This window comes from Nocardia goodfellowii, from assembly GCF_017875645.1.
Taxonomy (GTDB): Bacteria; Actinomycetota; Actinomycetes; order Mycobacteriales; family Mycobacteriaceae; genus Nocardia; species Nocardia goodfellowii.
On the sequence record NZ_JAGGMR010000001.1, the window covers coordinates 5126249 to 5150085 of the forward strand.

At 68.0% G+C, this 23837-nt stretch carries 25 protein-coding genes; 18 read left to right on the forward strand and 7 right to left on the reverse strand.

Annotated features, from left to right (window positions below; translation table 11 throughout):
- The first annotated feature begins 3 nt into the window (after nucleotides 1-3).
- The 8 genes from BJ987_RS23500 to BJ987_RS23535 are packed head-to-tail and all read left to right on the forward strand — an operon-like array spanning nucleotide 4 to nucleotide 7776.
- Complete coding sequence (locus BJ987_RS23500) at nucleotides 4-1266, forward strand: aspartate aminotransferase family protein (RefSeq protein ID WP_209894037.1); 1263 nt, start codon at nucleotides 4-6, stop codon at nucleotides 1264-1266.
- A 10-nt stretch (nucleotides 1267-1276) separates the two neighbouring features.
- Nucleotides 1277-1795, forward strand: coding sequence for an SRPBCC family protein (locus BJ987_RS23505; RefSeq protein ID WP_209894041.1), 519 nt, complete (start codon nucleotides 1277-1279; stop codon nucleotides 1793-1795).
- A gap of 1 nt (nucleotide 1796) precedes the next feature.
- On the forward strand, nucleotides 1797-2249 hold the full coding sequence (locus BJ987_RS23510) for a hypothetical protein (protein WP_209894044.1): 453 nt from the start codon (nucleotides 1797-1799) through the stop codon (nucleotides 2247-2249).
- A 6-nt stretch (nucleotides 2250-2255) separates the two neighbouring features.
- Entirely contained in the window at nucleotides 2256-2741 is a 486-nt protein-coding gene (locus BJ987_RS23515; RefSeq protein ID WP_209894047.1) for a flavin reductase family protein, read from the forward strand.
- Nucleotides 2738-4075 carry an NAD(P)/FAD-dependent oxidoreductase gene (locus BJ987_RS23520; RefSeq protein WP_209894050.1) on the forward strand — a complete coding sequence of 446 codons (1338 nt, stop codon included), beginning with the start codon at nucleotides 2738-2740 and terminating at the stop codon, nucleotides 4073-4075. The genes BJ987_RS23515 and BJ987_RS23520 overlap by 4 nt, the downstream gene beginning before the upstream one ends.
- Entirely contained in the window at nucleotides 4072-5805 is a 1734-nt protein-coding gene (locus tag BJ987_RS23525) for an NAD(P)/FAD-dependent oxidoreductase (protein ID WP_209894053.1), read from the forward strand. Before BJ987_RS23520 ends, BJ987_RS23525 begins: the two co-directional genes overlap by 4 nt.
- 2 nt (nucleotides 5806-5807) lie before the next feature.
- Entirely contained in the window at nucleotides 5808-7148 is a 1341-nt protein-coding gene (locus BJ987_RS23530; RefSeq protein WP_307869731.1) for a cation:proton antiporter, read from the forward strand.
- A 10-nt stretch (nucleotides 7149-7158) separates the two neighbouring features.
- Nucleotides 7159-7776: a TetR/AcrR family transcriptional regulator gene (locus BJ987_RS23535; protein WP_209894056.1), complete on the forward strand. Its 618-nt coding sequence runs from the start codon at nucleotides 7159-7161 to the stop codon at nucleotides 7774-7776.
- A gap of 4 nt (nucleotides 7777-7780) precedes the next feature.
- On the opposite strand, the gene BJ987_RS23540 is transcribed toward BJ987_RS23535, so the two are convergent.
- Both BJ987_RS23540 and BJ987_RS23545 read right to left on the reverse strand, forming a co-directional pair.
- Nucleotides 7781-8554, reverse strand: coding sequence for a MerR family transcriptional regulator (locus BJ987_RS23540; protein ID WP_209894059.1), 774 nt, complete (start codon nucleotides 8552-8554; stop codon nucleotides 7781-7783).
- A 13-nt stretch (nucleotides 8555-8567) separates the two neighbouring features.
- Nucleotides 8568-9398, reverse strand: a complete 831-nt coding sequence (locus BJ987_RS23545) for an alpha/beta fold hydrolase (protein WP_209894062.1) — start codon at nucleotides 9396-9398, stop codon at nucleotides 8568-8570.
- A 224-nt stretch (nucleotides 9399-9622) separates the two neighbouring features.
- Here BJ987_RS23545 and BJ987_RS23550 point away from each other — a divergent pair, with 224 nt between their 5' ends.
- The 4 genes from BJ987_RS23550 to BJ987_RS23565 all read left to right on the forward strand — a co-directional run bounded on the left by BJ987_RS23550 (nucleotide 9623) and on the right by BJ987_RS23565 (nucleotide 12827).
- The gene (locus tag BJ987_RS23550; RefSeq protein ID WP_209894065.1) at nucleotides 9623-9904 is read left to right on the forward strand and encodes a polyprenyl synthetase; all 282 of its coding nucleotides are present in this window, start codon (nucleotides 9623-9625) and stop codon (nucleotides 9902-9904) included.
- Nucleotides 9894-10943 carry a polyprenyl synthetase family protein gene (locus tag BJ987_RS23555; RefSeq protein ID WP_209894067.1) on the forward strand — a complete coding sequence of 350 codons (1050 nt, stop codon included), beginning with the start codon at nucleotides 9894-9896 and terminating at the stop codon, nucleotides 10941-10943. The genes BJ987_RS23550 and BJ987_RS23555 overlap by 11 nt, the downstream gene beginning before the upstream one ends.
- Before the next feature lie 30 nt (nucleotides 10944-10973).
- Nucleotides 10974-12140, forward strand: a complete 1167-nt coding sequence (locus BJ987_RS23560) for an oxygenase MpaB family protein (RefSeq protein WP_209894069.1) — start codon at nucleotides 10974-10976, stop codon at nucleotides 12138-12140.
- Nucleotides 12141-12254: 114 nt separating this feature from the next.
- Nucleotides 12255-12827: a hypothetical protein gene (locus BJ987_RS23565; protein WP_209894071.1), complete on the forward strand. Its 573-nt coding sequence runs from the start codon at nucleotides 12255-12257 to the stop codon at nucleotides 12825-12827.
- A 50-nt stretch (nucleotides 12828-12877) separates the two neighbouring features.
- On the opposite strand, the gene BJ987_RS23570 is transcribed toward BJ987_RS23565, so the two are convergent.
- Entirely contained in the window at nucleotides 12878-13330 is a 453-nt protein-coding gene (locus BJ987_RS23570; RefSeq protein WP_209894072.1) for a nitroreductase/quinone reductase family protein, read from the reverse strand.
- Nucleotides 13331-13501: 171 nt separating this feature from the next.
- Here BJ987_RS23570 and BJ987_RS23575 point away from each other — a divergent pair, with 171 nt between their 5' ends.
- The 4 genes from BJ987_RS23575 (at nucleotide 13502) to BJ987_RS23590 (ending at nucleotide 16210) form a co-directional block, all read left to right on the forward strand.
- Nucleotides 13502-13975 carry a carboxymuconolactone decarboxylase family protein gene (locus BJ987_RS23575; protein WP_209894074.1) on the forward strand — a complete coding sequence of 158 codons (474 nt, stop codon included), beginning with the start codon at nucleotides 13502-13504 and terminating at the stop codon, nucleotides 13973-13975.
- Between the two features lie 95 nt (nucleotides 13976-14070).
- Complete coding sequence (locus BJ987_RS23580) at nucleotides 14071-14223, forward strand: hypothetical protein (RefSeq protein WP_209894076.1); 153 nt, start codon at nucleotides 14071-14073, stop codon at nucleotides 14221-14223.
- Between the two features lie 73 nt (nucleotides 14224-14296).
- Complete coding sequence (locus BJ987_RS23585) at nucleotides 14297-15658, forward strand: M20/M25/M40 family metallo-hydrolase (protein WP_209894079.1); 1362 nt, start codon at nucleotides 14297-14299, stop codon at nucleotides 15656-15658.
- A gap of 24 nt (nucleotides 15659-15682) precedes the next feature.
- Nucleotides 15683-16210, forward strand: coding sequence for a YbhB/YbcL family Raf kinase inhibitor-like protein (locus BJ987_RS23590; RefSeq protein WP_209894082.1), 528 nt, complete (start codon nucleotides 15683-15685; stop codon nucleotides 16208-16210).
- A gap of 57 nt (nucleotides 16211-16267) precedes the next feature.
- On the opposite strand, the gene BJ987_RS23595 is transcribed toward BJ987_RS23590, so the two are convergent.
- The 3 genes from BJ987_RS23595 to BJ987_RS23605 form a co-directional block, all read right to left on the reverse strand.
- Nucleotides 16268-18100: an AMP-dependent synthetase/ligase gene (locus BJ987_RS23595; RefSeq protein WP_209894086.1), complete on the reverse strand. Its 1833-nt coding sequence runs from the start codon at nucleotides 18098-18100 to the stop codon at nucleotides 16268-16270.
- 193 nt (nucleotides 18101-18293) lie between these two features.
- Complete coding sequence (gene ribA, locus BJ987_RS23600; RefSeq protein ID WP_245366097.1) at nucleotides 18294-19055, reverse strand: GTP cyclohydrolase II RibA; 762 nt, start codon at nucleotides 19053-19055, stop codon at nucleotides 18294-18296.
- A gap of 177 nt (nucleotides 19056-19232) precedes the next feature.
- Nucleotides 19233-20780 (reverse strand): PfkB family carbohydrate kinase, encoded by a 1548-nt coding sequence (locus BJ987_RS23605; RefSeq protein WP_209894092.1) that lies wholly within the window; start codon nucleotides 20778-20780, stop codon nucleotides 19233-19235.
- Nucleotides 20781-21260: 480 nt separating this feature from the next.
- On the opposite strand from BJ987_RS23605, the gene BJ987_RS23610 reads away from it, so the two are divergent.
- Nucleotides 21261-21530 (forward strand): hypothetical protein, encoded by a 270-nt coding sequence (locus tag BJ987_RS23610; RefSeq protein ID WP_209894094.1) that lies wholly within the window; start codon nucleotides 21261-21263, stop codon nucleotides 21528-21530.
- A 202-nt stretch (nucleotides 21531-21732) separates the two neighbouring features.
- Nucleotides 21733-22083 carry a hypothetical protein gene (locus BJ987_RS23615; protein ID WP_209894096.1) on the forward strand — a complete coding sequence of 117 codons (351 nt, stop codon included), beginning with the start codon at nucleotides 21733-21735 and terminating at the stop codon, nucleotides 22081-22083.
- A 128-nt stretch (nucleotides 22084-22211) separates the two neighbouring features.
- On the opposite strand, the gene BJ987_RS23620 is transcribed toward BJ987_RS23615, so the two are convergent.
- A complete protein-coding gene (locus BJ987_RS23620; RefSeq protein ID WP_209894099.1) occupies nucleotides 22212-23834 on the reverse strand; it encodes a PfkB family carbohydrate kinase in 1623 nt (540 codons plus the stop codon).
- Nucleotides 23835-23837 lie beyond the last annotated feature (3 nt).

Here is a 23837-nt window from a genome sequence, read left to right on the forward strand (position 1 = left end):
ACGATGACTACGACTGACACCGACACCACGGCCGAGCGGATCTCCCGCATCTACCGCACGAATCTGAGCACCGGCCGGGCACGGCTGGGCGAGCTGGTCGGCGGGCAGGTCGAGGTGGAATCCAGCGGAGCCTGGATCCGCACGATGGACGGCCGGCGCTATCTCAACGCCGGGGGATACGGCGTATTCCTCATGGGCGCAAGACATCCCACGGTACTCACGGCCATCGACCGGCAGCTGCGCACGCATCCGGTCGGTTCGCGGATGTTCCTGGAACCGATGGCCGCGTGGGCCGCCGAGGCGCTGATCCGGGTGGCCCCCGCCGGGTTGACGCGGGTGCACTTCAGCGGATCGGGCACCGAAGCGACCGAGACCGCGCTCAAACTCGCCCGGCTCAACGGTCGCCGGCAGGTGATCTCGATGCGCGGCGGCTATCACGGCAAGACCCTCGGGGCGCTGTCCGTGACCGGAAAGGCGTTGTTCCAGGACCCTTTCCGGCCCTTGCTGCCCGGCATCACGCATGTGCCGTTCGGCAGCGCCGAAGCGTTGGCCGCGGCGCTGGCACAGCACGCCGGGGAGGCCTGTGTCATCCTCGAGCCGATTCAAGGTGAGGCGGGCGTGGTCATCCCGCCGGCGGGCTACCTCGCTACGGTGGCCGCGCTGTGCGCGGAATACGACGCCCTGCTGATCATCGACGAGATCCAGACCGGCCTCGGCCGCACCGGCAGCTGGTGGGCGATCGAACAGGAGCAGGTGCGGCCCGACATCCTGTTGTCGGGCAAGGCGTTGGGCGGCGGGGTGCTACCGGTCTCGGCGGCGATCGCCTCCGAAGCGGTCTACACCGTGCTGGACCGCGATCCTTTCCTGCACACCTCGACCTTCGCCGGCGCTCCCATCGCGATGGCCGCGGTGTGCGGTGCGCTCGAGGCGATCACCGATGACCGGTTGGTCGAGCGCGCCGCGACGCTCGGGACACTGCTCTTCACCCAGATGGAAGCCTTGGTCGCGCAATACTTTTCGCCGCGGGCGTGCCGGCTCCGGGGGCGTGGACTGCTGCTGGGCCTGGAGTTCGCCGATCCGGCCATGGCGACCGATCTGCTGGTGGAACTGGTGGCCGAGCACGTCATCGCCAACCACTCGCTCAATGCCGAACGGGTGGTCCGGCTGACACCACCCGCGATTCTCGACGACAACGAAGTCGATTTCCTGTTGGACCGCTTCGAGAATGCGGTCCGCACGACCGCATCGCGCTATCCCGAATCCTGAGGTGAACACCGTGCGAAGTGCCACATTGACCGTGCGGTCGACGACCGTCGACCCCGACCAGGCCTATGACATCGTCCGCCGTTTCGAATCGTATCCGGGTCTCGTCGAAGAGGTCCGATCCGTCGTGGTGCGCGAGGCGCCGGACGGCCGTTCCTCGATGAGCGACTGGGAGGTGTATTTCCGCAACGGCCCGCTGCGGTGGACCGAGGTCGACTATTTCCAGCCGGAACGCCGCAACATCGTCTTCGAGCAGGAGTCCGGCGACTTCCACGTCTTCCGCGGATCCTGGCAGGTGCGTCCGGCCGGCGCCGGCAGCGCCGTAACCTTCGAGGCCGCGTTCGATTTCGGGATCCCGAGCATGACCGGAGTGCTGGAACCCATCGCGGAGAAGGTGCTCAAGGAGGGCATCGCCACCATCCTGATCCGACTGCTGGGCGATGGCGAGGTGGTCGGCGATCCCGCGGTGGCCGCCGCCGTCGCCAAGAAACTCGCGGTCGCCGCGACCGCGCCGATCGGAGCGGGTGACTGAGATGGATCACGCGAACCGATTCACCACCCCCACCACCTATCGGTTGATGCGCCTGGAATACGGCGTCGCGACCGTGGCGTGCGGGCTGCTGTTCTTATGGCACATCGACGAGGTGCGGTGGTGGCCCGCCATCGCACTGTTCGCCTACATCGACGTAATCGGTTACATCCCAGGTTTGCTCGTCTACCTGCGGAACAAACCCGGTCCGGTGCCGCGGGTGTACTACATCCTCTACAACACCATGCACAGCTTCCTCACGCAGTCGGCGGTGGTGGGTGCCTGGGTGCTGCTGTTCGGGTTCGAATGGGCGTTGCTGGTCGTACCGATCCATCTCTGCGGTGACCGCGCGCTGTTCGGGAACTTCATCAAGCCCTTCAGCGTGCCGTTCGAACCGAAAGCGGTGCCGGAGTTCGAGGAATTCGAACGCCGGCTGGCCGCCCGGGTCGCGGGGTGAACGGCGATGAGCGAGGTCGATATCGGACCCGATTCCCAACAGTGCCTGCGGCTGTACCGCAAGCTCGCCGCCAGCGTCGCCATCATCTCGGCGCAAGGCCCCGCCGGTCCGGTCGGGATGACGGCCTCGTCGCTGACCTCGTTGTCGCTGCGGCCGCCGCTGCTGCTGGCGTGTCTGGCCGTCGGGTCGCAGACCCTGACCGCGATCGAGCGCAGCGGCGCGTTCGGAGTGGCGCTGCTCAGCGAGCGGCAGCAAGCGCTGGCAGAGGATTTCGCGTCACCGGCGGGCGCCAGGTTCGCCGGGGCGGGGTACCGCAGTGTGCTCGGGGTGCCGGTGCTCCCGGATCCGCTGGCCTGGTCGGTCTGCCTGCTGACCGACACCCGGACCTATGGCGATCACGTCGTGATCGTCGGAGAAATCATCGCGTTGGAGACGGATTCAGGGAGGCCGCTGCTGTGGCACAGTCAAGCGTTCGCGTTGCTTCGAACATGAGGAACGTACCCGTCTGGTGGCCCGAAACGGGCCTGGCGCCGGGCGGTGACCGGCTCGCGAGCACCGGGCGGGTAGATCTGGCGATCGTCGGCGGCGGCCTGGCGGGATTGGCCACCGCGCACTACGTCGCCGCGGCCCGGCCGGAGTGGAAAATCGCTGTGCTGGAAGCGGAGACGATCGGTGCGGGTGCTACCGGTCGCAGCACCGGCATCGTCTCGCCGGGACTGAGCATCCCGCTGCCCCAGTTGCGGCGCAGGATCGGTGACGCCCGCACGCTGGCGGCCTTCGACGCCTCCCAGCGCGGTGTCACCCTGCTGCGTGAGCTGATCAAAACCGAGCGCATCGACTGCGACGCCCGCGACGAGCCGCACACCCTGGTGGCCCTCACCCCGGCGAAGCGCCGGCGGATGAGCACCCACCTCGCGGCACTGCGCGAGCTCGGCCGGCCGGTGCGCTGGCTCACCGCCGACGAGGTGGTCGAATCGGCCGGACCCGGATACACGGCCGGATTCGCCTACGAGAACGCGATGGTCATCGATCCCTATCGACTGCTGACCGGTCTGGCGGCCACACTGCGCGAACGCGGGGTGCGGATCTTGGAGAACAGCCGGGTGCTGTCGCTGGACACCGTCGACGGGGCACCCAAGGTGTACACCGAGACCGGAGCGTTGACCGCCCGCCGCGTACTGCTCACCGTCGACGGTTACGCGGGACCGCTGAACCCGGTGCCGGCGTCGGTGGTGCCGTTGCGCACGCACCTGCTGGCCACCGCGCCGTTGACGAAAGCGCAACTGGCGCAACTGGGTTGGTCGGGTCGCGGCGGCATCATCGACCAGCGCAACTTCTTCAACTATTACCGCATGACCGAGGACAACCGCGTCGTGTTCGGCGGCGGTCCCGCGCTGGTGCCTACCGGTGATCCCGCTCGGGACGAGCAGCGATCGGCACGCGTCCAGCGCCGGGTCGACGCCGAACTGCTGCGACGGTTTCCGGTACTCGCCGAAGTCGAGGTGGTGGCCCGCTGGTCGGGCTTGACCGCCAGCAGCCTGGATCGGCTGCCCGTGGTCGGCCCGGTGCCCGGCCGGGACGGCTTCTACTACGCGGGCGCCTGGTGCGGGCATGGTTTCGCCATGTCGGTGGACTCGGCCTGGCGTTTCGCCGACGCGCTCAGCGGCGGACCCGCGCCCCGGCTGCCCTGGAGCCGCAGCACCGCTCAGCGCCTGCCGACGAAATACGCCCGGACACATGGCGTTCGGGCGTACCTGCGCTACCTCGACTATGCCGACCGGTTGGACCTGCGCCGTACGCGCGCCCGCGAAGGAGGACTCCGATGAAGGACGACAAGACATTCGATGTGGCCATCGTCGGCGGGGGGATCGGCGGCGCCGCGCTGGCCGCGATCCTGGCCCGGCACGGCGTACGGGTGGTGATCATCGAGGCGGGCGGGCATCCGCGCTTCGCCATCGGCGAGTCCACCGTGCCGGAAACCATTATGGGACTGCGGAATCTGGCCCGCCGCTACGATGTCCCGGAGCTGGAGAATCTCTCCTCGCACACGAAGTTGCGGCGGGTGGTGAGCGCCGGTTCGGGCGTGAAACGAAACTTCAGCTTCGCCTATCACCGCGACGGCGAGGCGTTCCGCCCCACCGAATGCACCCAGTACCCGACCTGGGGTCCGCCGATCGGCCCCGACTCGCACTTCTTCCGCCAGGATGTCGACGCCTACGTCTATCAGGTGGCGCTGTCCTACGGAGCGGTCGGGCACACCTATCGCCCGGTCACCGGCGTCGATTTCGATGCCGACGGCGCGACGCTGCGTACGGCCGACGGCGCGGAGTTCCGGGCCGGGTTCGTCGTCGACGCGGGTGGAATGCGCAGTCTGCTCGGGGAATCGCTGGATCTGCGGATGGAACCGCCGTACCGGACGCGCTCGCGCACGATCTTCACCCACTTCACCGGTGTCGAACCCTTCGACCGGTTCGCCGGTCCGCGCAGTGCGCACGGCATGCCGAGCCCGTTCGCGCAGGGCACCCTGCACCATCTGTTCGAGGGCGGCTGGGCCTGGGTGATCCCCTTCGACAACCATCCCGATACCACCAGCAGTCTGTGCTCGGTGGGCATCAGCCTCGACCTGGATCGGTATCCGAGCCCGGCCGAGGACTCGCCCGAGGCCGAATTCTGGGCGCACGTACGGCGTTTCCCCGATTTCGAGCGGCAACTCGCCGGGGCGCGCGCGGTGCGGCCGTACATGTCGACCAAGCGCAACCAGTTCGCCTCCCGCCAGGTCGTCGGTGACCGATGGTGCTTGCTGCCGCACGCCTCGGACTTCATCGACCCGCTGTTCTCCAGCGGTCTGGCGGTCACCGTGATGGCGCTCAACGCGTTGGGGCACCGGCTCATCGACGCGGTGCGTGAAGGCGATTTCGCCAGGGAGCGTTTCGAATACGTCGAAACCTGGGTCAAGCGGGCCTTCGCCTACTACGACGATCTGGTGAGCTACTCCTATGTCGCGTTCGACGATTTCGAGCTGTGGAACGCCTGGTTCCGGGTGTGGACGATCGGGACCCTCTACGGGGTGAACGGCCAGATGCAGACCGGATTCGCCTACGACCGGACCCGGAACCGGCTGGTATTCGACACGCTGGAACAGGCGCCGTACCGCGGCGTGCAGGGCATCGACAACCCCGACTGCGCCGCGCTGTTCACCAAGGCCTGCCGGGCCATGCAGGCCTACCGGGACAAGGAGATCGACGTCGGCGAGGCCTGCGGGCGCATCTACACCGCGCTGGCCGACAGCGAGCTCGCGCCGGGATTCTGGCGCATCCTGGAACCGGCCGACCGATGCCCCTCCGGACCGTTCACGCTGCTGTCGATGACTCGAATCCTGTTGTGGGGCAAGTATTCCAGCCCGGCGCATGTCCGCGGCCGATACTTCACCAACGGCTTCGGCGTGGTGGTGGGGGAGGCCGGTCGTTTCTACGGCCACGAACTGCGCAACAGCCTGCGCACGGCCACCCACGGGGTGCGGGACATGTTCGTCGCCGGTAACCGCGACTGGCGCTGAGGGTGTCGTCCCTGGCGGCCGCGCCGGTATCTCCGATCCCGGCGCACAGCGTGCTGATCCTGCTCGTTCAGTTGTGTGTGCTGCTGGTCGCGGCCCGAGGGCTGGGCAGCCTCGCACTGCGCTGCGGTCTGCCTCGAATCGTCGGCGAGCTCTCGGCCGGCATCCTGGTCGGCCCCTCGGTGCTGGGCCACCTCGCACCGGAGATCGCGACGTGGCTGTTCCCGGTACGGGCCGAACAGCAGCACCTGCTCGACGCCGTCGGCCAGATCGGCGTGCTGCTGTTGGTGGGGCTGGCGGGTACGCATTTGGACGTCGGGTACATCCGGACGCGAGCCGGCACCGCGGCCAAGGTGAGTGGCGCCGGACTGGTCCTGCCGCTCGCGCTCGGCGTGGGCGTCGGCCTGCTCGCGCCCGTTCCGCTCCGGCCGGCGGGCGCGGACCCGATCGTGTTCGCCCTGTTCCTCGGGGTCGCCCTGTGCGTTTCGGCGATACCGGTGATCGCCAAGACGCTGCGCGAGCTGAATCTGTTGCACCGCAACATCGGTCAGCTCATCCTGACGGCGGGCACGATCGACGACGCGGTCGGCTGGTTGCTGCTGTCGGTGGTGGCGGCGCTCGCGGTGCACGGGCTGACCGCGGCGACCGTGTTCACCTCGATCGGCTGGCTGGTGGCGGTGCTGGCGGTGGCGCTGCTCATCGGTCGGCCGCTCGTGCGGTTCGCGATCCGTCGCGCCCGCGCGGGTGACGAGTCGACGCGGGTGACGGCCGTGGTCGTGGTCGTGCTGCTGGCCGGGGCGGCGGCCACGCAGTCGGTCGGCTTCGAGGCGATCCTCGGGGCGTTCGTGTGTGGTGTGCTGATCCGTTCGGCCGGGGCGCCCGCGGCACTGCTGCAGCCGCTCGACACCACCGTGCTCGCCGTGCTGGCCCCGATCTATTTCGCCACCGCCGGTCTCCGGATGGATCTGTCCGCGTTGGCCGAGCCGCGCCTGCTCGGCATCTCGCTACTGATCCTGGCCACCGCGGTCGCGGGCAAGTTCGCCGGCGCGTTCCTCGGCGGATATCTCAGCGGTCTGACGCGGCGCGAGTGCGTCGCGCTGGGCGCGGGCATGAACGCCCGCGGTGTCATCGAGGTGATCATCGCGATGGTGGGGTTGCGGATGGGCGTGCTCGGGGCCGAGGCCTACACCGCGCTCGTGCTGGTCGCGGTGATCACCTCGGTGATGGCGCCGCCGATTCTGCGCTGGTCTCTCGCGGCCGCGCCGGTCACGGCGGAGGAGGAGAACCGCCGAACCGGTACGACGATCGACCCGGAGTCTGTCGGTGAGCGCGCGTCCAACGACTAGACTGGTGATTGTGGACGAGGTGCAGCCCAGCCGGCGCGAGATGTATGCCGCGCTGACGAAGAACGCGATTGTCGACGCCGCGAAGAAGTTGTTCGTCGAACGCGGCTACGACGATACCTCGGTGGACGATATCGCGCGCGCCTCCAATGTCAGCAAAGGCGCTGTGTACCACCACTTCCGCGATAAGCAGCAGGTGTTCGCCGAGGTGTATCGCGCCGCCACCGCGGTGGTCACCGGGGTGGTCGCCGAGGCGGTGCTGGCCGCGCCCGCCGACTCGTGGGAACGGGTCGAGGTCGCGGTGCGCACCGCCATCCGCACCTACGCCGGAGATCCGGAGGCGCGCGCGTTGCTGCGTCAGGTGATCCGGGTGCTGGGGGAGGACAAGACCAAGGAACTGGAGCTGGAGTTGGCGTTGCCGCTCATCCGGGGCCTGCTCGACGAGATGGCGCGCATCGGCGAATTGCGATCCTTCGATACCGATATCGCGGCACAACTGGCGTTCCGGGTGCTGTGTGAGGCGTCGCTGATCGTCGCCGCGGCCGACGACCCCGCCGCGGTTTCCCTGGAAGCCGAGACGGTCATGCTGCAGATGCTCGAGGGATTGCGCACCCGGACCCAGGCCGCCTGAGCGGCTAGGTCGCAGGGTCCACTCGCTCGATTCTGGTCCAGCCGGTCCAGCCGCGCTGACGGAGTAGCTCTAGGAAACGGTGCGCGGCTGGCCAGGTGCCGACAGCCAACGCGTCCGGCAGGTGCACCAGAGACGGTTCGATGTCGCCGCCCAGATAGTCGTCGCCGCGCTCGTCGGCCAGCCGGCTCAGGTAGTCGGCGATCCGGTCGGCCAAGTCGCCGAGTGTTCGACCGTCCTCCGGGTGGTCGATGACCCGGCCGAGGGTGCGGTAGAAGTCGATGAGTGGCGGATGGGTGATCTGGTCGCGCTTGCGGGCGATCCATTCCGGGATTCGTTCGGGAGCGTGGGCGGCCAGGGGAATCCAGCCGTCCCGTTCCACCTCGACGATTCGTTCGTCGATGCCGAGTGACCGCAGGTGGTCGAGGAAGCCGACGACTTCGGCCGGCAGGGCGAGGTTGTCGCCGGCGGCGAGTCGCGCGATGCGTTCGCGGTGCCGCCGGCGTTCGGCGATCTCGCCGCGCAGTCGCTCGTCGATCTCCTCGATGGCCGCGGCGAACTCGGCCGGTTCGGCTCGCAGCAACTCCCGGACGCGAGCGAGGGGGACGCCCGCCGCGGCGAGGGTGCGGATCCGGATCAGCTCGACCGCGGCGGCGGCGTCGTAGCTCCGGTAGCCGGAGCGGTCGCGTTCCGGTTCCGGGAGAAGGCCTTTGGCGTGATAGTGCCGGACCGCGCGCACCGTCACCCCGGCGTAGGACGCCAGCTCGCCGATCGTCATCATCAGGCCAGTCTTCCTAGTTGTGCGCGCGGTCGCTGGGGCGGGCGGGTGTCCGGCAGCTCCGGACGAGCCGCGCGACGTCGGCGGCGTGCGTGACGACCAGCCCGTGGCCGGCGTCGAGCCAGTGCGTGACGATGTGCGGTTGGTCCCGGACCAGCCGGTCGACGCCGTCCCGCCAGAGTTGATTGTGCCGCGGTATCCGGCCTTCGCCGCCGGCGCCGGCCATGGCGGTCGACATGATCATGGTGATCGGGCAGTCGACCTTCCGATACCGGTCGAGATGCTCCGCCCGGATTCCGTCCAGCTCCATGTTGAGCTCGAGTATTTCCGCAGGGGTGAGCGACATTCGGCGCGGCGTCCCCGTCGCGGCTTCGTGCCACGGCGCCGAGCTTTCCCACATCGCGCGAAACTCCGGCAGATCGACCTGCGTGATGAACGGTTCGGGCAGCGGGTTGGCCCCGTCGATGAGCACCAGCCCCGCGGCGGTTCCGGGATGGTGCGCCGCGTAGTGCACGATCAGATCCGCGCCGTAGGAGTGACCCGCGAGTATCGGCTTCGTGGACAGCTCGAACCGTTCGAGTTCAGCCACCACGGCCCCGAAATCAGCGGCGAACGTCTCGAAGGAATACCGCTCGGCCGCCGTGGAGAGCCCATGGCCGCGCAGGTCGAAGGACACCACTTCGAAATCGTGTCGCAACAGGTCGATCAGCTCGCGCAATTCCTCCTGCGACGAGGTCAAGCCGGGGCAGAAAAGCAGCGTCGGCCCGTGCCCGCCGCGGGTCACCGGGATCGTGACCCCGTCATGGTGCACAGTGAACCGTCGAATCGTGTGGTTGTTCGTAGTCATGCCTCCATGCTGGGGCCCTTCCCCTGGGTCAAGGTCAAGCCCGCGCTTCCCGCGGATGGGTGAGACATGAATTCGATTGGGTCACCACTGAATAACGCATTCGGCGGATGGGCACCAGTCCGGCAAATCCTCAGCGTTCGAGCAAAGCCGCTGCCACACTGACGAAGCCGCGCCGTTCCGGCCGGGCGGCGCCGAAGACCGATCCTCGACAGGAGCGTGATCGCATGTCGCAGCAGCGGAATGAACGCGGATCTCGAAGCGAGGAAGCGGTGCTGCTGGCCGCGGGGCTAGCGGACGTGGCGCTGAGCCGGATCGGCCCGGTGCTGGAGCGCGCGGTGGGATTGCTACGGCGGTCGGACCTTCCGGGCCTGGCCCGGGAAGCGGAGACCGACTTGAAGGCGCGCGGCCGGCTGGCGCTGGACCGCAGCACCGTGCTGCCGCCCGCCCACCTGGAGATCCTCGCGCAGCATGTCGTGGCCCGGGAGACTGGTCCCGATGCCGGCTGACCGGTACGACGCCCGCGTCTTCAAGGCACGCGTGGACGAAGTACTCGGCGAATTCGTCGGGCGGGAACGTGACCAGTTGCTCGACATCGATCCACGATTGGGTCCGGTGGCCGAGCAGCTGGTGTCGGCAAGCGGTCAGGGCAAGCGGTTTCGAGCGGCGTTCTGCTATTGGGGCTGGCGCGCGGCCGGGCAACCGGACAGCGACGCCTTCCTCCGGGCCGCCGCGGCATTGGAATTGGTGCACGCGGCGGCGAGCGTGCACGACGACATCATCGACGACAGTCCGCTGCGGCACGGCCGGCCGACCGCGCACGTCGCGCTGCACGCACCGCCGCGCCGGACAGTCGACACGGAGCAGACCGGCAAGGCGCTGGCCATGCTGGTCGGTGATCTGCTGATGGCGCTGGCCGGTCAGATGTTCGTGACCAGCGGCCTGCCCGCCGCCTACCTGTCGCGGGCGCGCCCGCTGTGGGCGGTGCTGGCCCGCGAACTCATCGCCGGCGAATGCCTCGAGATCCTGTGCACGGGCGCGGTCCCGGACGTCGCCGAGTCGCTGAAGGTCGTGCGCTACAAGACGGCGAAATACACCGTCGAACAACCGCTGCTGATCGGGGGCGCGCTCGGCGGTGCGAATGACCGGATGCGAAAAGCATTCTCCGCGTACGGTTTACCACTGGGGGAGGCCTTCCAGCTGCGCGACGATCTGCTCGGCCTGTTCGGTGACCGAGCCAGCACCGGCAAGGCGAATCTCGACGACCTGCGCGGCCGCCGCCCCACCGCCCTGCTCGCCGAAACCTGGCGGGCCGCCGACCGCGCGCAGCGGGAACGACTGACGTGGCTGCTCAACCGGAGCGAACCCGACGATACGACCCTGGGTGAACTGCGCGAGCTGATGACCCGGGTGGGCGCGCCCGCGCGGATCGAGCAGATGATCACCGCCCGGGTCGAGGAGGCCACGGGGGCACTGACCGATCTGCCCGCGCCCGCCGCGCACGCGCTGACCGAGCTCGCGCGCGCCGCGACCACGCGCCGCTACTGATCCACCGCGTCACCGACACAAGGAGTTTCGATGACCTACACCAAGTCCTCGATGGACGCGCTGCGCCGCCACGGCGACGAACTCGCCGATGCCACCGTGGCCACCCTGTTCGAGCGCGGCGAGGTGGGCAAGTTCAACACCCTCATGCGTTACGTCTCCACCGCGGGCGCACCGTTACCCGACGGCCTGCCCGAGGTCGCCCGGGAATATCTACACGTCACCGCGAGCCCGCCCGCCTGGGTGGATTGGGAGGAGATGGAAAAGGCCCGGCTGTTCTTCATCGACAACAACGTGCACATCTCCACCGCGTTGTCCTTCGCGTCCATGCCCGCCTGCTATGTCCTGCCGCCGGTCGCGAAACTGCTCTCGGCCACCCATTCGCTGGAGTATCCGTCCAAGCGGATGGCCGAGACCGGGCAGTTCACCGTCTATCTCATGCAGCCCGACGCCTTCGAAGCCGGTAGCCGGTTCATTCCGGCAGTGCAGAAGGTGCGGTTGCTGCACGCGGCGATCCGGCACCATCTGGCTCGCGAGAACCGCTGGGACATCGAGACTTCGGGCACGCCGATCTGCCAGGAGGACATGATCGGCGGCCAGATGCTGTTCTCCATCCTGGTGCTCGACAGCCTGCACCGGCTGAACATTCACATGAGCGTGGACGGCGCCGAAGCGTATTTCTATGCCTGGCGGGTGGTGGGCGCCATGCTCGGCGTCGACCAGGCGCACGCGCCCGCGGATATGGCCGCCGCGCGGCAGTTCCTCGACCTCTACATGATTCGGCACATGGGTCCCAGCCCGGAGGGCGTGCGGCTCACCCGCCAACTCATCGACCTCTACGAGGAGGTCGTCCCGGGCACCTTCTTCGACCCGGTGGTCGCCGCGCTGATCCGCTACCTGATCGGCGACACCTGTGCCGACTGGCTCGACGTGCCGCGCACCGCCTGGGACACCGCCGTCAAAACCGTTCCTGCGCTGCTCGGCGTCCTGGAAACCATCGAGGACAGTTCACCCATGGGCGAATGGGCACTGGATCGTCTCGGCCACCTCACCACCTGGTTCGAACTCAGCTCGCTCACCCGCGGCCGCGTCATGCACTACGCCATCCCGGAAGAACTCAAACCCGCCTTCGGCATCTCCTCGGCGGCGTCGCGCACCCGCCGCTGGACCCCACCGGAGCCCACCATCGCCACCCCCTGACCGATCGAATCGTGAACGCCGCGGTAACGATTCGGCGGCCCGGCCGAATGATAAGGAGCACTTGCTATTTGGTTGGGTTCGGTGGTGCCGCCGTGCGGCGGCAAGAAGAGGTGGATGATGCGAAACGGTCCTCGATTACGGGCGATGCCGGGCCTGCTGTTGGCCCTGATAGCCGCGGTGCTGGCCGTAACCGCGTGCACGTCGGAGAAATCCGGTTCCGCGGCGCCGGCTTCGAGCTCGGTGACCAAGACCTCGGCCTCGGCGACACCGACCACGACGACGAATCCGCCTGTGGCGCCGGATGTTCCGACGGCGGAGCCCAGCAGTCCGGGTGATCGAGCACCCAGCGCGGCGCCGCAGCCGGTGGCGACAGCGCCCGGTACGGACAACTGCGGACCGGGTACCTGCGGTAATCCGGTCCCCACCACGCCGCCCGGCGGCGGAACCGACGAATGCGGGATCATCGTCTGCGGCGAGTGGCAGAAATGCACGGACCGGCTGGACTACACCGGTGACCCGCGCTCGGTCGACGAGATCAACGGCCTGGAGACGGACGGCAGGTGCCCGTTGCCGATCGCGGCCACGAGCACCAGTTCGCCGACCGAACCGCCCGCGACCACGGTGACCACCACGTCCGAAGCGCCGCCGACCGAGACCACGACGGCTGCTCCGACCACTACGCAGTAGGTTTCGGGGACAACTGGCCGGTCCGGATCATCCGGGCCGGCCAGTGTCGTTCAGCGGGGTTCGAGCACTACGACAGCGGTCTCGGACGAGCGGCGGGCAGCGAAACCGTCCAGGTCGCTGTCGATTTCGCGCCACCTCGCCCACAACCGGTCCCGTTCCGCGCCGGTGGCGGCGTGCCCGCGCACCGCCCGTGAACCGCCCTTCAGGTCGAGCGTGGCGTCCGGTCGCGCCTGGAGGTTGAGCCACCACGCCGGTTCCCCTTCACCCCAGCCGTTCATCGCGAGGGTCACCAAGTTCGCCCCGTCCTCGAAATAGCCGAGCATCACACTGCGCGGCTGACCGGTGCGGCGTCCTACCGTGGTGAGCCGCATCGTCCCCCAGTGGGTCCGGTCTTTGGGCTGTCCCAGCCCGACCCTGCCGCCGGTGACGCGGTAGAGCGCCCGATGGGTGTACCAGGCGAGAACGATGAACCAGCGGGGCGGGACATAAGGCTTGCGCGACATGACATCACTGTCCGCCGCCGCGGTCGCGCGCACATCCGGGTGACCCCCGATTCCAGCCCTGAATTCGGCGTGACCGCCCTCACACTCCGGACCTGTCACGTTCGGCGACCGCCGATTGTCTCCAGTACAGCTGCCGCCGAACCGAGCGGCACCGAGAGTAGGGACAAGGCAATGGAACCGCGCATCAACCTCTTCGACAGCGAGATCGCCGCCAAGGTCGTCAAGCGCCTCGCCAACGCGCATCAGGTCTATGTGGGAGGTCCGGTACCGAACTCCACCCTGCATCTGCTCGAGATCCGGGCCAGCCAGATCAACGGTTGCGGCTTCTGCGTCGACATGCACACCAAAGACGCTGCCGCCGAAGGCGAAACCTCGTTGCGGCTGAACCTGGTGGCGGCCTGGCGCGAGGCCACCGTGTTCACCGACGCCGAGCGCGCCGCGCTGGCGCTCGCCGAGGAGGGTACCCGGCTGGCCGATGCCCATCAGGGCGTCAGCGACCACACCTGGGAACAGGTTCGCAAACACTACGACGACGAACAGATCGCCACGCTGTTCTCCGCGATCGCGCTGATCAACGCGTTCAACCGGCTCAATGTCATGGCACAAACCCCCGCCGGTGGTTATCAGCCCGGCATGTTCCACTGAAAAGGCGGGGAAAACGCCGGAATCATCCTCGGTGAACAGCGTCCGTCGCTCTACCATTCCGCCCAGGACGAAAACAAACACCGAAAAGGAGTGGCATGCGTTACGCACGGATGTTCGCGATCAGTGGTGTGGTTTCGGTTCTGATGACGGCAATCGGTCTCGCGCTCGCCGAAGCGGAGGCCGCACCCCTTTCCGATCGGAGCTGCGCGTACGTCTTCGCGTGCGCGCAGCCCGAATCGGCGCGTTGACCGACTGGTTTCCCGCGCCGGGCCGGAGGGGGAGCGCGGGCGCCGCGTCCACCTCGGATGGTAGGAAAGGGGCGTGTCCGCAAACGGTGAACGTCCCGAATCCCCCGGCAGGTCTCGCGCGGTAGCGGAGGTGGTCGAGTTGGTCAGCGCGCTGATCAGATTCGACACCTCCAACACCGGCGAGTTGGCGACGACCAAGGGCGAGCGCGAGTGTGCGCAGTGGGTGGCCGATCAGCTGCAACAGGTGGGCTACACCACCGAGTACGTCGAGTCCGGGCAGCCGGGCCGCGGCAATGTCTTCGCGCGGTTGGCGGGCGCCGATCCCGGTCGCGGCGCGCTGCTCATGCACGGTCACCTCGACGTGGTGCCCGCCGAGGCCTCCGATTGGAGCGTGCACCCGTTCTCCGGCGCGGTCCGCGACGGCTACGTCTGGGGCCGCGGCGCGATCGACATGAAGGACATGGTCGGCATGATGCTGGCCATCGCCCGCCAATTCAAGGTCGAAGGCACTGTCCCGCCGCGCGATATCGTCTTCGCGTTCCTGGCCGACGAGGAGGCCGGCGGCAAGTGGGGGGCGCAGTGGCTGGTGGACAACCGGCCCGACCTGTTCGAGGGTGTCACCGAGGCCGTCGGAGAGGTCGGCGGGTTCTCGCTGACCGTCCCGCGCCCGGACGGCACCGAGCGCCGCCTGTATCTGGTCGAAACCGCCGAAAAGGGTTTGGGCTGGATGCGGTTGCGCGCCAAGGCCCGCGCCGGGCACGGCTCCTTTTTGCACGAGGACAATGCGGTCACCATTCTCGCCGACGCGGTGGCCCGCCTCGGTAAGCACACTTTTCCGCTGGTGATCTCGGATTCGGTAGCGGAATTCCTGGCGGCGGTGGCCGAGGAAACGGGTCTGCGATTCGATCCGCACAGTCCCGATATCGAAGGTCAACTCGCCAAACTCGGCACCATTTCCCGCATTATCGGCGCCACCCTGCGCGATACCGCGAATCCGACCATGCTCAATGCCGGATACAAGGCCAATGTCATCCCGCAGACGGCCGAAGCCGTGGTCGACTGCCGGGTGGTGCCGGGCCGCCAGGCCGCGTTCGAACGCGAAGTCGACGAACTCATCGGCCCGGACGTGCAGCGCGAGTGGATCACCAAGCTCGATTCCTACGAGACCACCTTCGACGGCCACCTGGTCGACGCCATGAACGACGCGATCCTGGCGCACGATCCACAGGGCCGCACCGTGCCCTACATGCTCTCCGGCGGCACCGACGCGAAAGCCTTCGCCCGCTTGGGTATTCGCTGCTTCGGATTCGCGCCGTTGCAGCTGCCGCCCGATCTGGACTTCAGTGCCCTGTTCCACGGCGTGGACGAGCGGGTTCCGGTGGCCGCGCTCGAATTCGGCACCCGGGTACTGGAACACTTCCTGTTGCACAGCTGATGTCATCGAAGTAGAAGGGGAACCATGAGCTACAACCCGTACGACGCGCTCCCGCAGGTACCGAGCTTCACCGTCACCTCCGCCGATATCGAGGACGGCGGCACCCTGGGCAACGATCAGGTCAGTGATGTCCTGGGCGCCGGGGGCAAAGACCTCTCCCCGCAATTGTCCTGGTCCGGATTCCCCGCGGAGACAAAGAGTTTCGCGGTCACCGTCTACGATCCGGACGCTCCGACCGCGTCGGGTTTCTGGCACTGGGCCGTCGCGAATATCCCGGCCGGCACCACCGAACTGGCCGCCGGCGCGGGCAGCAAGGGCGGCAGCCTGCCCGAGGGCGCGCTGAACCTGCGCAATGACGCCGGTTTCCCCGGCTTCGTCGGCGCGGCGCCGCCGCAAGGCCACGGCCCGCACCGGTACTTCGTCGTGGTGCACGCGGTCGACGTCGAGAAGCTCGATATCGACGAGAACTCCAGCCCGGCGGTGCTCGGGTTCAACCTGTTCTTCCACACCCTGGGCCGTGCGACCCTGATCGGGCAGTACGAGATCAAGTGAGACCGAACGACGGTGGCCCCGGGCGAAATGCCCGGGGCCACCGTCGTTTCCGGCGAACTACTTCATGTCGATGACGTTGGCCGGGGCGTCCTTCTCATACAGCGAGGCGATCTCCGCGCCGTACTTGGCCGCGATCGGATTGCGCTTGAGTTTCATGGTCGGGGTGAGCTCCTCGCCGCCCGGCTCCCACGGCTGCGGAACCACGGTGAAGCGCTTGATCTGCTCCACCCGCGACAGCTTCCGGTTGCCCGCCTCGACGGCCGCGCGCACCTCGTCCAGGATCTCCTTGCGGGTGGACAGCGCGGCGAGATCGTCGCCGGGGACGTCCAGCGCCTTGGCTCGCAGGGCGGCGGTGTCGGGATCGAGGGTGATCAGCGCGCCGATGTAGGGCTTGGCCTCACCGATCGCGACGACCTGACCGATCAGCGAGGACGCCGACTTCACCGAGTTCTCGATATTGGTGGGGGACAGGTTCTTCCCCGCCTCGTTGATGATCAGTTCCTTCTTGCGGTCCACGATGCGCACGTAGCCGTCGGCGTCGATGGTGGCGACGTCACCGGTGTGCAGCCAGCCGTCGTCGTCGATGGCTTCCTTGGTCTTCTCGGCCTGCTTGCGGTAGCCGGGAGTGACGATCGGGCCGCGGCACAGCAGTTCGCCGTCCTCGCCCAAGCGCAGCTCGAGCCCGTCGACCGCGCGGCCGACCGAGCCGGGGCGCGGCTTGTTCAGTTCGGTGTAGGTGCCGACGCCGGTGGTCTCGGACATGCCCCAGACCTCGGTGACGGTGAACCCGAGACCGAGGTAGTACTCGAGGGTTTCCGGCGGGATCGCGGCCGCACCGGAGGCGGCGACCTTGAGGTTGTCCATGCCCAGGGCGGCGCGCAGCTTCGACAGCACGAGCGTGTCCGCGACCTTGTACTGCAGGCCGAGCACCGGGCCGCGGCTCTTGCCGGCCAGGTCGGCGCGGGCAGCCGCGATGCCGGTCTCGATCGCCCAGTTGGCCAGCTTCTTCTTCACTGGGCTCGGCTCGGTGGACAGCTTGCCGTCGATACCGGCCTTGATCTTCTGCCACACCCGCGGCACACCGAAGAACACGGTCGGGCGGGCGTCGGGCAGCGCGGCGGCGATCTCCCGCGGGTCCGGCACGCAGGTGACGAGCATGCCGGTGAGCAGGCTGATGGCGTGTCCGGAGATGCGGTCGGCGACGTGCGCGGCCGGCAGGTAGGAGATGGCGCGATCGTCATAGCCGACCCGCAGCGGACCATTGACCAGCGCGATGATCTGAGCCAGCACATTGCGGTGGGTGATCTCCACGCCCTTGGACGGGCCGGTGGTGCCGGAGGTGTAGATCAGCGTGGCCAGGTCGCCGGGGTTCACGGCTTTCCAGGACTCGTCGAAGTCGAAGTCCAGCAGCGGATCCGCCTCCACGGCCGTCAGGTCGAGCGCGCCCTCGGCGGGGCCGTCGACGAGCACGATGTGCTCGAGTTCCACGCCCGCGGCCCGGATGGTCGCCAGGAAGGCGCGCTCGGTGATCACGACCTTGTTCTCGGCATTGCTGAACAGATGCGTGATCTGCTCGGGCGAGCTGGTGTTGTAGATGGAGAAGGGGGTGGCGCCCAGGTGCAGCGCGGCGGTGTCGACCAGGTTGAACTCCGGCCGGTTGGTGAGCATGATCCCGACGGTGTCGCCGTGGCCGATACCCAGCTTCGCCAGGCCCGCCGCGATGACCCGGACCCGGTCGCCGTACTGCTGCCAGCTGATCTCGGTGGTGCCGCCGACCGTCCGCAACGCGATGGCGTCCGGCCGAAGCTTGATCGTCTCCTGGAATGCCTCGGGAACGGTATAGACCGTCTTGCCGGACTCGTGCGCGAAACCGATTTCTGTAGTGCTCATATTCCTGTTCCCGATAGCTCAGTGTGGAGAACCGTCCTCGAAGCGCCGTACCACGGCTGACACAGTGTGCAGAAGGTTGCGTCATCAACTCACGGTGCGGCGCGTCATCGAGTGGCGCGGCTCACTTATCGTAGCCAAAGAAACAGTAAAGTGGCGTCCGTTACCCGGATGCCGGGTATTCCGGGACCGGGATTCAGGCAGTAGGGCCGGTCGTCGCCGGATTCTTTTTCCGCAGCCAGGAGCGCCAACGCGGCAGCTCAGGGGCGGCGGCGGCGGTCTGCTCGTCCCAGGGGGCATCGAGAGACAGCGGTTCGAGGGTCGCGGTGTCCTGCAGCGCCGCTTCGAGCGGGATCCAATGCCGGCGGTGCCGCCGTTTGGCTTCCAGATATTTGCGGGCACGCTCGCTGCGAGCCTGCGTGCCCAGCGGCACCGGCCGCACCGCGAGCCCGGCCGACTCCAGTGCTTGCACCTTGTCCGGATTGTTGGTGAGCAGGCGCACCGAGTCGACGCCGAACGCACCGGACAACAGGTCGGCGAGCGCGCGGGCCGCCAGCTTGTAGCACCGCGCGTCCTCCGGATAGCCGAGGCTGTGATAGCTGGTGAAGGTGTCCTCCCCGGACAGTTCGGTCCGCCGCAGTCCTCGCGCCTTCGCGATCAGCCCGACGCCGCGACCCTCCTGCTCGAGGTAGACCAAGACGCCGGACCCTTCGTCCTGGATCATGTCCATGGCCATGTCCAGCTCGGGGCCGCAGTCGCAATCGTCGGACCGCAAAGCGTCGCCGTAGAGGCAGCGGGAATGCACCCGCACCAGACAGCCGGCACCGGGCTCCCCGAAAACCAGAAGATAGCCACCGTCGCATTCGGCAGGCAACTCCTGGACTCGGACCTGCAAATCGCGACCCTTGCGGGTCAGCGTGTGTGCGGTTTCCGCGAGGATCCCGGCGTCAGTGTTCAATGCTCCTCCGATGTAGTGATGGGATGAAAAAGTCTGGGGCAGAGCGGAAAACATCCGGCGCGGGATGCCTGGCCGGAGCGAGACGGTGTGGAGTGACGATAGCGACCGACTATCGAACGTGTCGAGGCGACCACCTGCGACGGCACTCGGCCGACCCGTTTGCTGTGACGGCCATGGTCAGTTCCCCTCGGTGCCGTTCGCGGGGAAGCGCGCGATGCGGTCGATCTCCTCGGCGAGCGGCATGGCGTCGGCGACGTCGCTGAACGACTGTGTGGCCGCCATCGCGGCCGTGGCCCAGGCGAAATCGTCTCGATCCGCCGAGCGCTCGTTCGTCAGCAGCCGGGAGGCCAGGGCGGCGGCGAAAGCCGCACGGGCGCCGGGGGATTCGTCGAGCTGGGCGGCGATGGGGCGGGGGATGCGGTATTCGGTCTGCGCCGAGCGCGCGGCGCACTCGAAGCCTTCGACGGTGCAGACCGTGTCCACGCCCATAGCAAGGAGTTGCTGGGCCACCAGTTCCGCGTCCCCGGCCCGCCCGCCGCGGGTCGGCGACGTGGCGGCGCGCTCGCCCGGCGCGAGCAGACTGCTCAGTTCCCGGCGGGTTCCGATCAGGTAGTCGATCTGGCCGAAGTATTCGTACAGATACTGGGGGCGGTCCAGCGACGGTGTGGGTTGCACCAGCAGCCAGGGCGGATCCTGGGCCAACCGGACTGTCCGGAAGGCCTGCTCGATGACGGTGATGGGTTGTTCGAATGTCATCAGCAAGGCGTCGGATTCGATCAGCGCCTCGCGGGCCGCGGGATTGTTCAGGTCGTTCTCGCTGAGCCGGACGGCCGCATCGATGTTGCCGATGGTGCCGATCCCGCCGGTGCCGGTAATGATCATGGCCGCCACCGGAGTTCGCAACCCCGGCAACAATTTGACCAGTTCGGTATCGATCTTCTCCTCGCGTAACCGATGCAGGATGCGATGGCCGTAGACATCGTCTCCCACCGCGGTGAGCAGCCGCACCTGGTACCCGAGGCGGGCCGCGGCGACTGCCCGGTTGAGTCCTTTGCCGCCGATCCGTTCCTCGAACCGGCCGCGGGCCGGTGGGCCGCCCACGGTGGGCATGAGATCGGTGCGGTAGATGTGATCGATGACGGCGTCGCCGATCACGGTGACGACGCCCTTGGCCGTGCGTGAGGCGCGCTGCCGGACGCCGATCTCGGTGGCCGTGGCGAGTCCGTAAGATGTTCCGCCGTAACTGGTTTCGCTGGCGAGCAGGCGTGCGAGCAGGGTGACGGCGTGGTGTTCACGCTTTTCCCGCAGCGATCGCACCGAGGGCGCCGCCGGGATCAGCTCGACGCCGAGATGGGTCAGCAGCGCTGCCCAGTTCTCGGTGAGGAACTCGCGCCGCTTGCCGAGGTCGGCGCCGTAGAACCGGCCCAGATCCACACCGTCGGGCGGATTCTCCGCCAGTAACTCGAGTGCCAGGGCGGCGTCGGCGATCAGGCGTTCGGTCGGCGGGAGTTGCCGGGCGAGGTCGCGCACCACCGACAGCACCGCCTGCTCCGGCTCCACACGATCGCGGTAGGCGCGTTTGCGGACCGCTTCCACCTCCAGCAGCGGGCCGATGTCGACGACGGAGGCGCGCAGGCGTGCCGCGCCGCCGACCAGGCCGCGATGCTTTCCCAGCCGGGTGAGAATGTTCTGCACCGCGGCGGCTCCTGAGTCCTGCGGTGCCATAGCGCGATCCACTCCTGAGGTGGTCGGGGGGTTTGCTGGCGTATGGCGCTCACGATAGGCGGCATCTGCGTGTTTAGCCAGCCCGCGCGCGGTGAATTCCATATACGTCATGACAATTGACGCCGACATGGTGGCAATTGTCAAAGTAGTTGCAGCGATGGTCCTCTCGGCTCAGCCCACACCGGAGTCTTGGCGACATCGCCCCACCAGAAGCTCGGGAGGGTCTGGTGATGAGAGTGGTTCTCGTGAAACGGCGCATCCGCCGACGCAGGCAGCACCGGCCCGATACCGAGCTGGAGCCGAACGTCCGAGGCTAGGCGACGCCGCTTGGTTCGCCGCATTCCCACAGACACCTTGTCCTTGTCGACGCCGGGCCGCAATCAGCTTTCGGACTCACCCGACCGACCGGTCTTACCGGTCGGCGGATCCTTACGTACCCGACAGCGCACCGGTCGACGACACGCCTCTCGGGAGACAGCCGTGACGATCTACGCCAGCAGCCGGCATATGACCAGCAGCGTCACGCCGGATTGGGCTTGGCGGCCCAGTCGCTTCGCCGCGGAGCCGGCGTGGCGGCTGAGTTGGGAGCCGGACTCGTCGGTGCTGTACACCCGGGAACAAGCCCGGGCGGCAATGGAATTGCGCGAACTGCTGCACGCCGGCCTGGTCCCGGAACCCGCCGCTGAGCGGGGCCACCCGACCGCGACACCGGTGCGGCGGGTGTTCACCCGGCTGCATCTGCGGAGATAACCGTGCGGCGACATGTAACCGAATATGCCCTGACCAGCGATATCACCACCGAAGTGCGGGAATGGATCTCCCGAAGATCCGCAGCACCCAGGCATTCCGGCACGACCGGATGGCACACCTTCGAGCCATCCGCTGCGCTGGACAACTCAGAATTCCGTCAGAGCGGCCCGTCATCGAGCCGCGGCACCCGGAGAGAGCCCCAATGATCCGTACCACCGAATGGACCATGACCAGCGACATCACCCCTGAGACGGCGTACCGGTCCACCGGCGAAGGCGCCCGAATGTGGCGGCTGAGCTGGTTGCCCGACCGACTGCTGACCCGCGAACAGGCACGGGCCGGTATGGAACTGGACGAAATCCTCAGCGACATGGACTCGGTCCACAGTCGCATCGCCCAGGCTCGTGCGGCCGACTGCGCCGCCGAACTCGGCCTGCTCTGGGAACAGGCGGTGATCATGCTTTCCAAGCGGATGATCGCCCGATTGCGGTTCCAGCCCGAAGAACCGCCGGTGACCGAAAGATACCGGCACCGGCCACATCTGGTCGGGTAACCGCGGCGGCCGCATCCATGACCGCGAGGCGGTCGAGCCGGTTGCGGGGCTCGAGACGGTCGCCGGGCTCGGGGCGGGGTCGAGCCCGGCGACCGGGGGTGTACCCCGGCGGGCGGGGTGTAGCTCGATCATCCGGCGAGGCGCATGATCCGGTCGATCTCGTGGGCCGACGGCATCGCCCCTTGCGCGTCGCCGAAGGATTGGGCCGCGACCATGGCCGCCGTCGCCCACCGGTAATCGGCTTCGGTCGCGGGCCGCCGCGAGGTGAGCACCCGGCGCATCAGTGCGGCGGCGAATGCGGAGTGCGCGCCGGGAGAGTCGCGCAGGGCCGCCGGGAAGGGCGGTATCCGGGTGTGCACCGGCTCGGAGTCCACGGTGCAGCCGAAGTCGGAGATTTCGCAGACCGCCCGCACGCCCAGCGAGCGCAACCGCCGCGCCGGATCGCCGCTCGCGGACTCCGCCGCTTCGGGCAGCATCCGCGCCAATTGCCGCGGGGTGCCGACCAGATAGTCGACGCTGCGCAGAAACCGGTACAGGTGCTGCGGATTATCGATCCGCGGCGACGGCTGCATGACGACCACAGGTGGTGTCTCCAGCTCGCGCAGGATGGTCAACACCCGCTCGAGTTCCACCATCGGCTGATCGAAGGTGAGCAATACCGCGTCCGAACCGGCGATGATGCCTTCGAATTCCGTGTCACCGAGTCGCCGCATACCGGACCGGACCTGTTCCTCGCGACAGCCGATGGTGCTGGCGGCACCGGTGCCGGTAACCATGACAGCGGTGACCGGCGTGCGAGCCTGCGGAACAACCCGCACCAACTCGGCGCCGACATGCTCCGAGCGCAGGTAGTCCCGAATCCAGCGACCGGCCTCGTCATCACCGACCGCAGCGACCAACCGAACCTCCAGCCCGAGCCGCGCCGCGGCAACAGCATGGTTGAGCCCCTTGCCGCCAGGATGTGCCTGGAAGCTACCGGTCGTGGAAGACCCGGCCGGGGGAACCTGGCCGACGCGGTAGATGTGCTCGAGCACCGCCTCACCGACCACCGTGACGACACCCTGCGTATGCCGCGAACCAGATTGTGGGTCGGCGACGGTGGTGACGACATCCCTTGCATGCCGCGAGTCAGGCTGTGGGTCGCCGACCGACATGACACCTCGGGCATGCTGTGAACCGGGCTGTGCGTCGCTGACTGTCGTGACGGCACTCCGTGTGCGTCGCGAATCAGCCTGTGCTGCAACGTTTCCCGGCGCTCGACTGGTCGGGTTATCGGATGGGGTGGTGACCAGGAGGTGTGCCAGGGCCGTCAGCGCGCGTGGCTCGCTTCGGGCTCGCAATGCGCTGGTTGCTGGGGGCGGTGGGGTGTGTAGGGCGCGGGTGAAGTCGTGTAGGTGGGTCCAGTGGGTGAGGAGTGCCGCTCGCCGGGCGTTCAGGCCCGGTGCGTACAGGTGGTTCAGGTCGATGGTGTCGGGCGGGTTCTTGCGGAGCAGGCCCAGGCGTAGCGCCGCGTCGGCGATCAGACGGTCGGTCGGGGGGAGGCCGCGTGCGGCGGCGCGCACCATCGCGGTCGCGACTTCCTGGGGTGCGGCTCCGGTGCGGTGGGAGTGATCGTGTATCACCGGTAGCGAAAGTAGCGGGGCCACATCGACTTCGGTGGTGCGCAGGCGATCGACGGTCAGGCCGGTGCGTCTGCTCAGCCGGGTGAGTACCTCGCAGAGGGCCGCGATCGCCGCGTCCTGCTCGGCCATCGA

Bases quoted from the DNA above. Each gene is read 5' to 3' on its own strand.
- BJ987_RS23500 (WP_209894037.1), top strand. From the start codon at position 4: ATGACTACGACTGACACCGACACCACGGCCGAGCGGATCTCCCGCATC.
- BJ987_RS23510 (WP_209894044.1), top strand. From the start codon at position 1,797: ATGGATCACGCGAACCGATTCACCACCCCCACCACCTATCGGTTGATG.
- BJ987_RS23515 (WP_209894047.1), top strand. From the start codon at position 2,256: ATGAGCGAGGTCGATATCGGACCCGATTCCCAACAGTGCCTGCGGCTG.
- BJ987_RS23520 (WP_209894050.1), top strand. From the start codon at position 2,738: ATGAGGAACGTACCCGTCTGGTGGCCCGAAACGGGCCTGGCGCCGGGC.
- BJ987_RS23525 (WP_209894053.1), top strand. From the start codon at position 4,072: ATGAAGGACGACAAGACATTCGATGTGGCCATCGTCGGCGGGGGGATC.
- BJ987_RS23540 (WP_209894059.1), bottom strand. From the start codon at position 8,554: ATGATGACGATCGGCGAGCTGGCGTCCTACGCCGGGGTGACGGTGCGC.
- BJ987_RS23545 (WP_209894062.1), bottom strand. From the start codon at position 9,398: ATGACTACGAACAACCACACGATTCGACGGTTCACTGTGCACCATGAC.
- BJ987_RS23550 (WP_209894065.1), top strand. From the start codon at position 9,623: ATGTCGCAGCAGCGGAATGAACGCGGATCTCGAAGCGAGGAAGCGGTG.
- BJ987_RS23555 (WP_209894067.1), top strand. From the start codon at position 9,894: ATGCCGGCTGACCGGTACGACGCCCGCGTCTTCAAGGCACGCGTGGAC.
- BJ987_RS23560 (WP_209894069.1), top strand. From the start codon at position 10,974: ATGACCTACACCAAGTCCTCGATGGACGCGCTGCGCCGCCACGGCGAC.
- BJ987_RS23565 (WP_209894071.1), top strand. From the start codon at position 12,255: ATGATGCGAAACGGTCCTCGATTACGGGCGATGCCGGGCCTGCTGTTG.
- BJ987_RS23570 (WP_209894072.1), bottom strand. From the start codon at position 13,330: ATGTCGCGCAAGCCTTATGTCCCGCCCCGCTGGTTCATCGTTCTCGCC.
- BJ987_RS23575 (WP_209894074.1), top strand. From the start codon at position 13,502: ATGGAACCGCGCATCAACCTCTTCGACAGCGAGATCGCCGCCAAGGTC.
- BJ987_RS23580 (WP_209894076.1), top strand. From the start codon at position 14,071: ATGCGTTACGCACGGATGTTCGCGATCAGTGGTGTGGTTTCGGTTCTG.
- BJ987_RS23590 (WP_209894082.1), top strand. From the start codon at position 15,683: ATGAGCTACAACCCGTACGACGCGCTCCCGCAGGTACCGAGCTTCACC.
- BJ987_RS23595 (WP_209894086.1), bottom strand. From the start codon at position 18,100: ATGAGCACTACAGAAATCGGTTTCGCGCACGAGTCCGGCAAGACGGTC.
- BJ987_RS23605 (WP_209894092.1), bottom strand. From the start codon at position 20,780: ATGGCACCGCAGGACTCAGGAGCCGCCGCGGTGCAGAACATTCTCACC.
- BJ987_RS23615 (WP_209894096.1), top strand. From the start codon at position 21,733: ATGATCCGTACCACCGAATGGACCATGACCAGCGACATCACCCCTGAG.
- BJ987_RS23620 (WP_209894099.1), bottom strand. From the start codon at position 23,834: ATGGCCGAGCAGGACGCGGCGATCGCGGCCCTCTGCGAGGTACTCACC.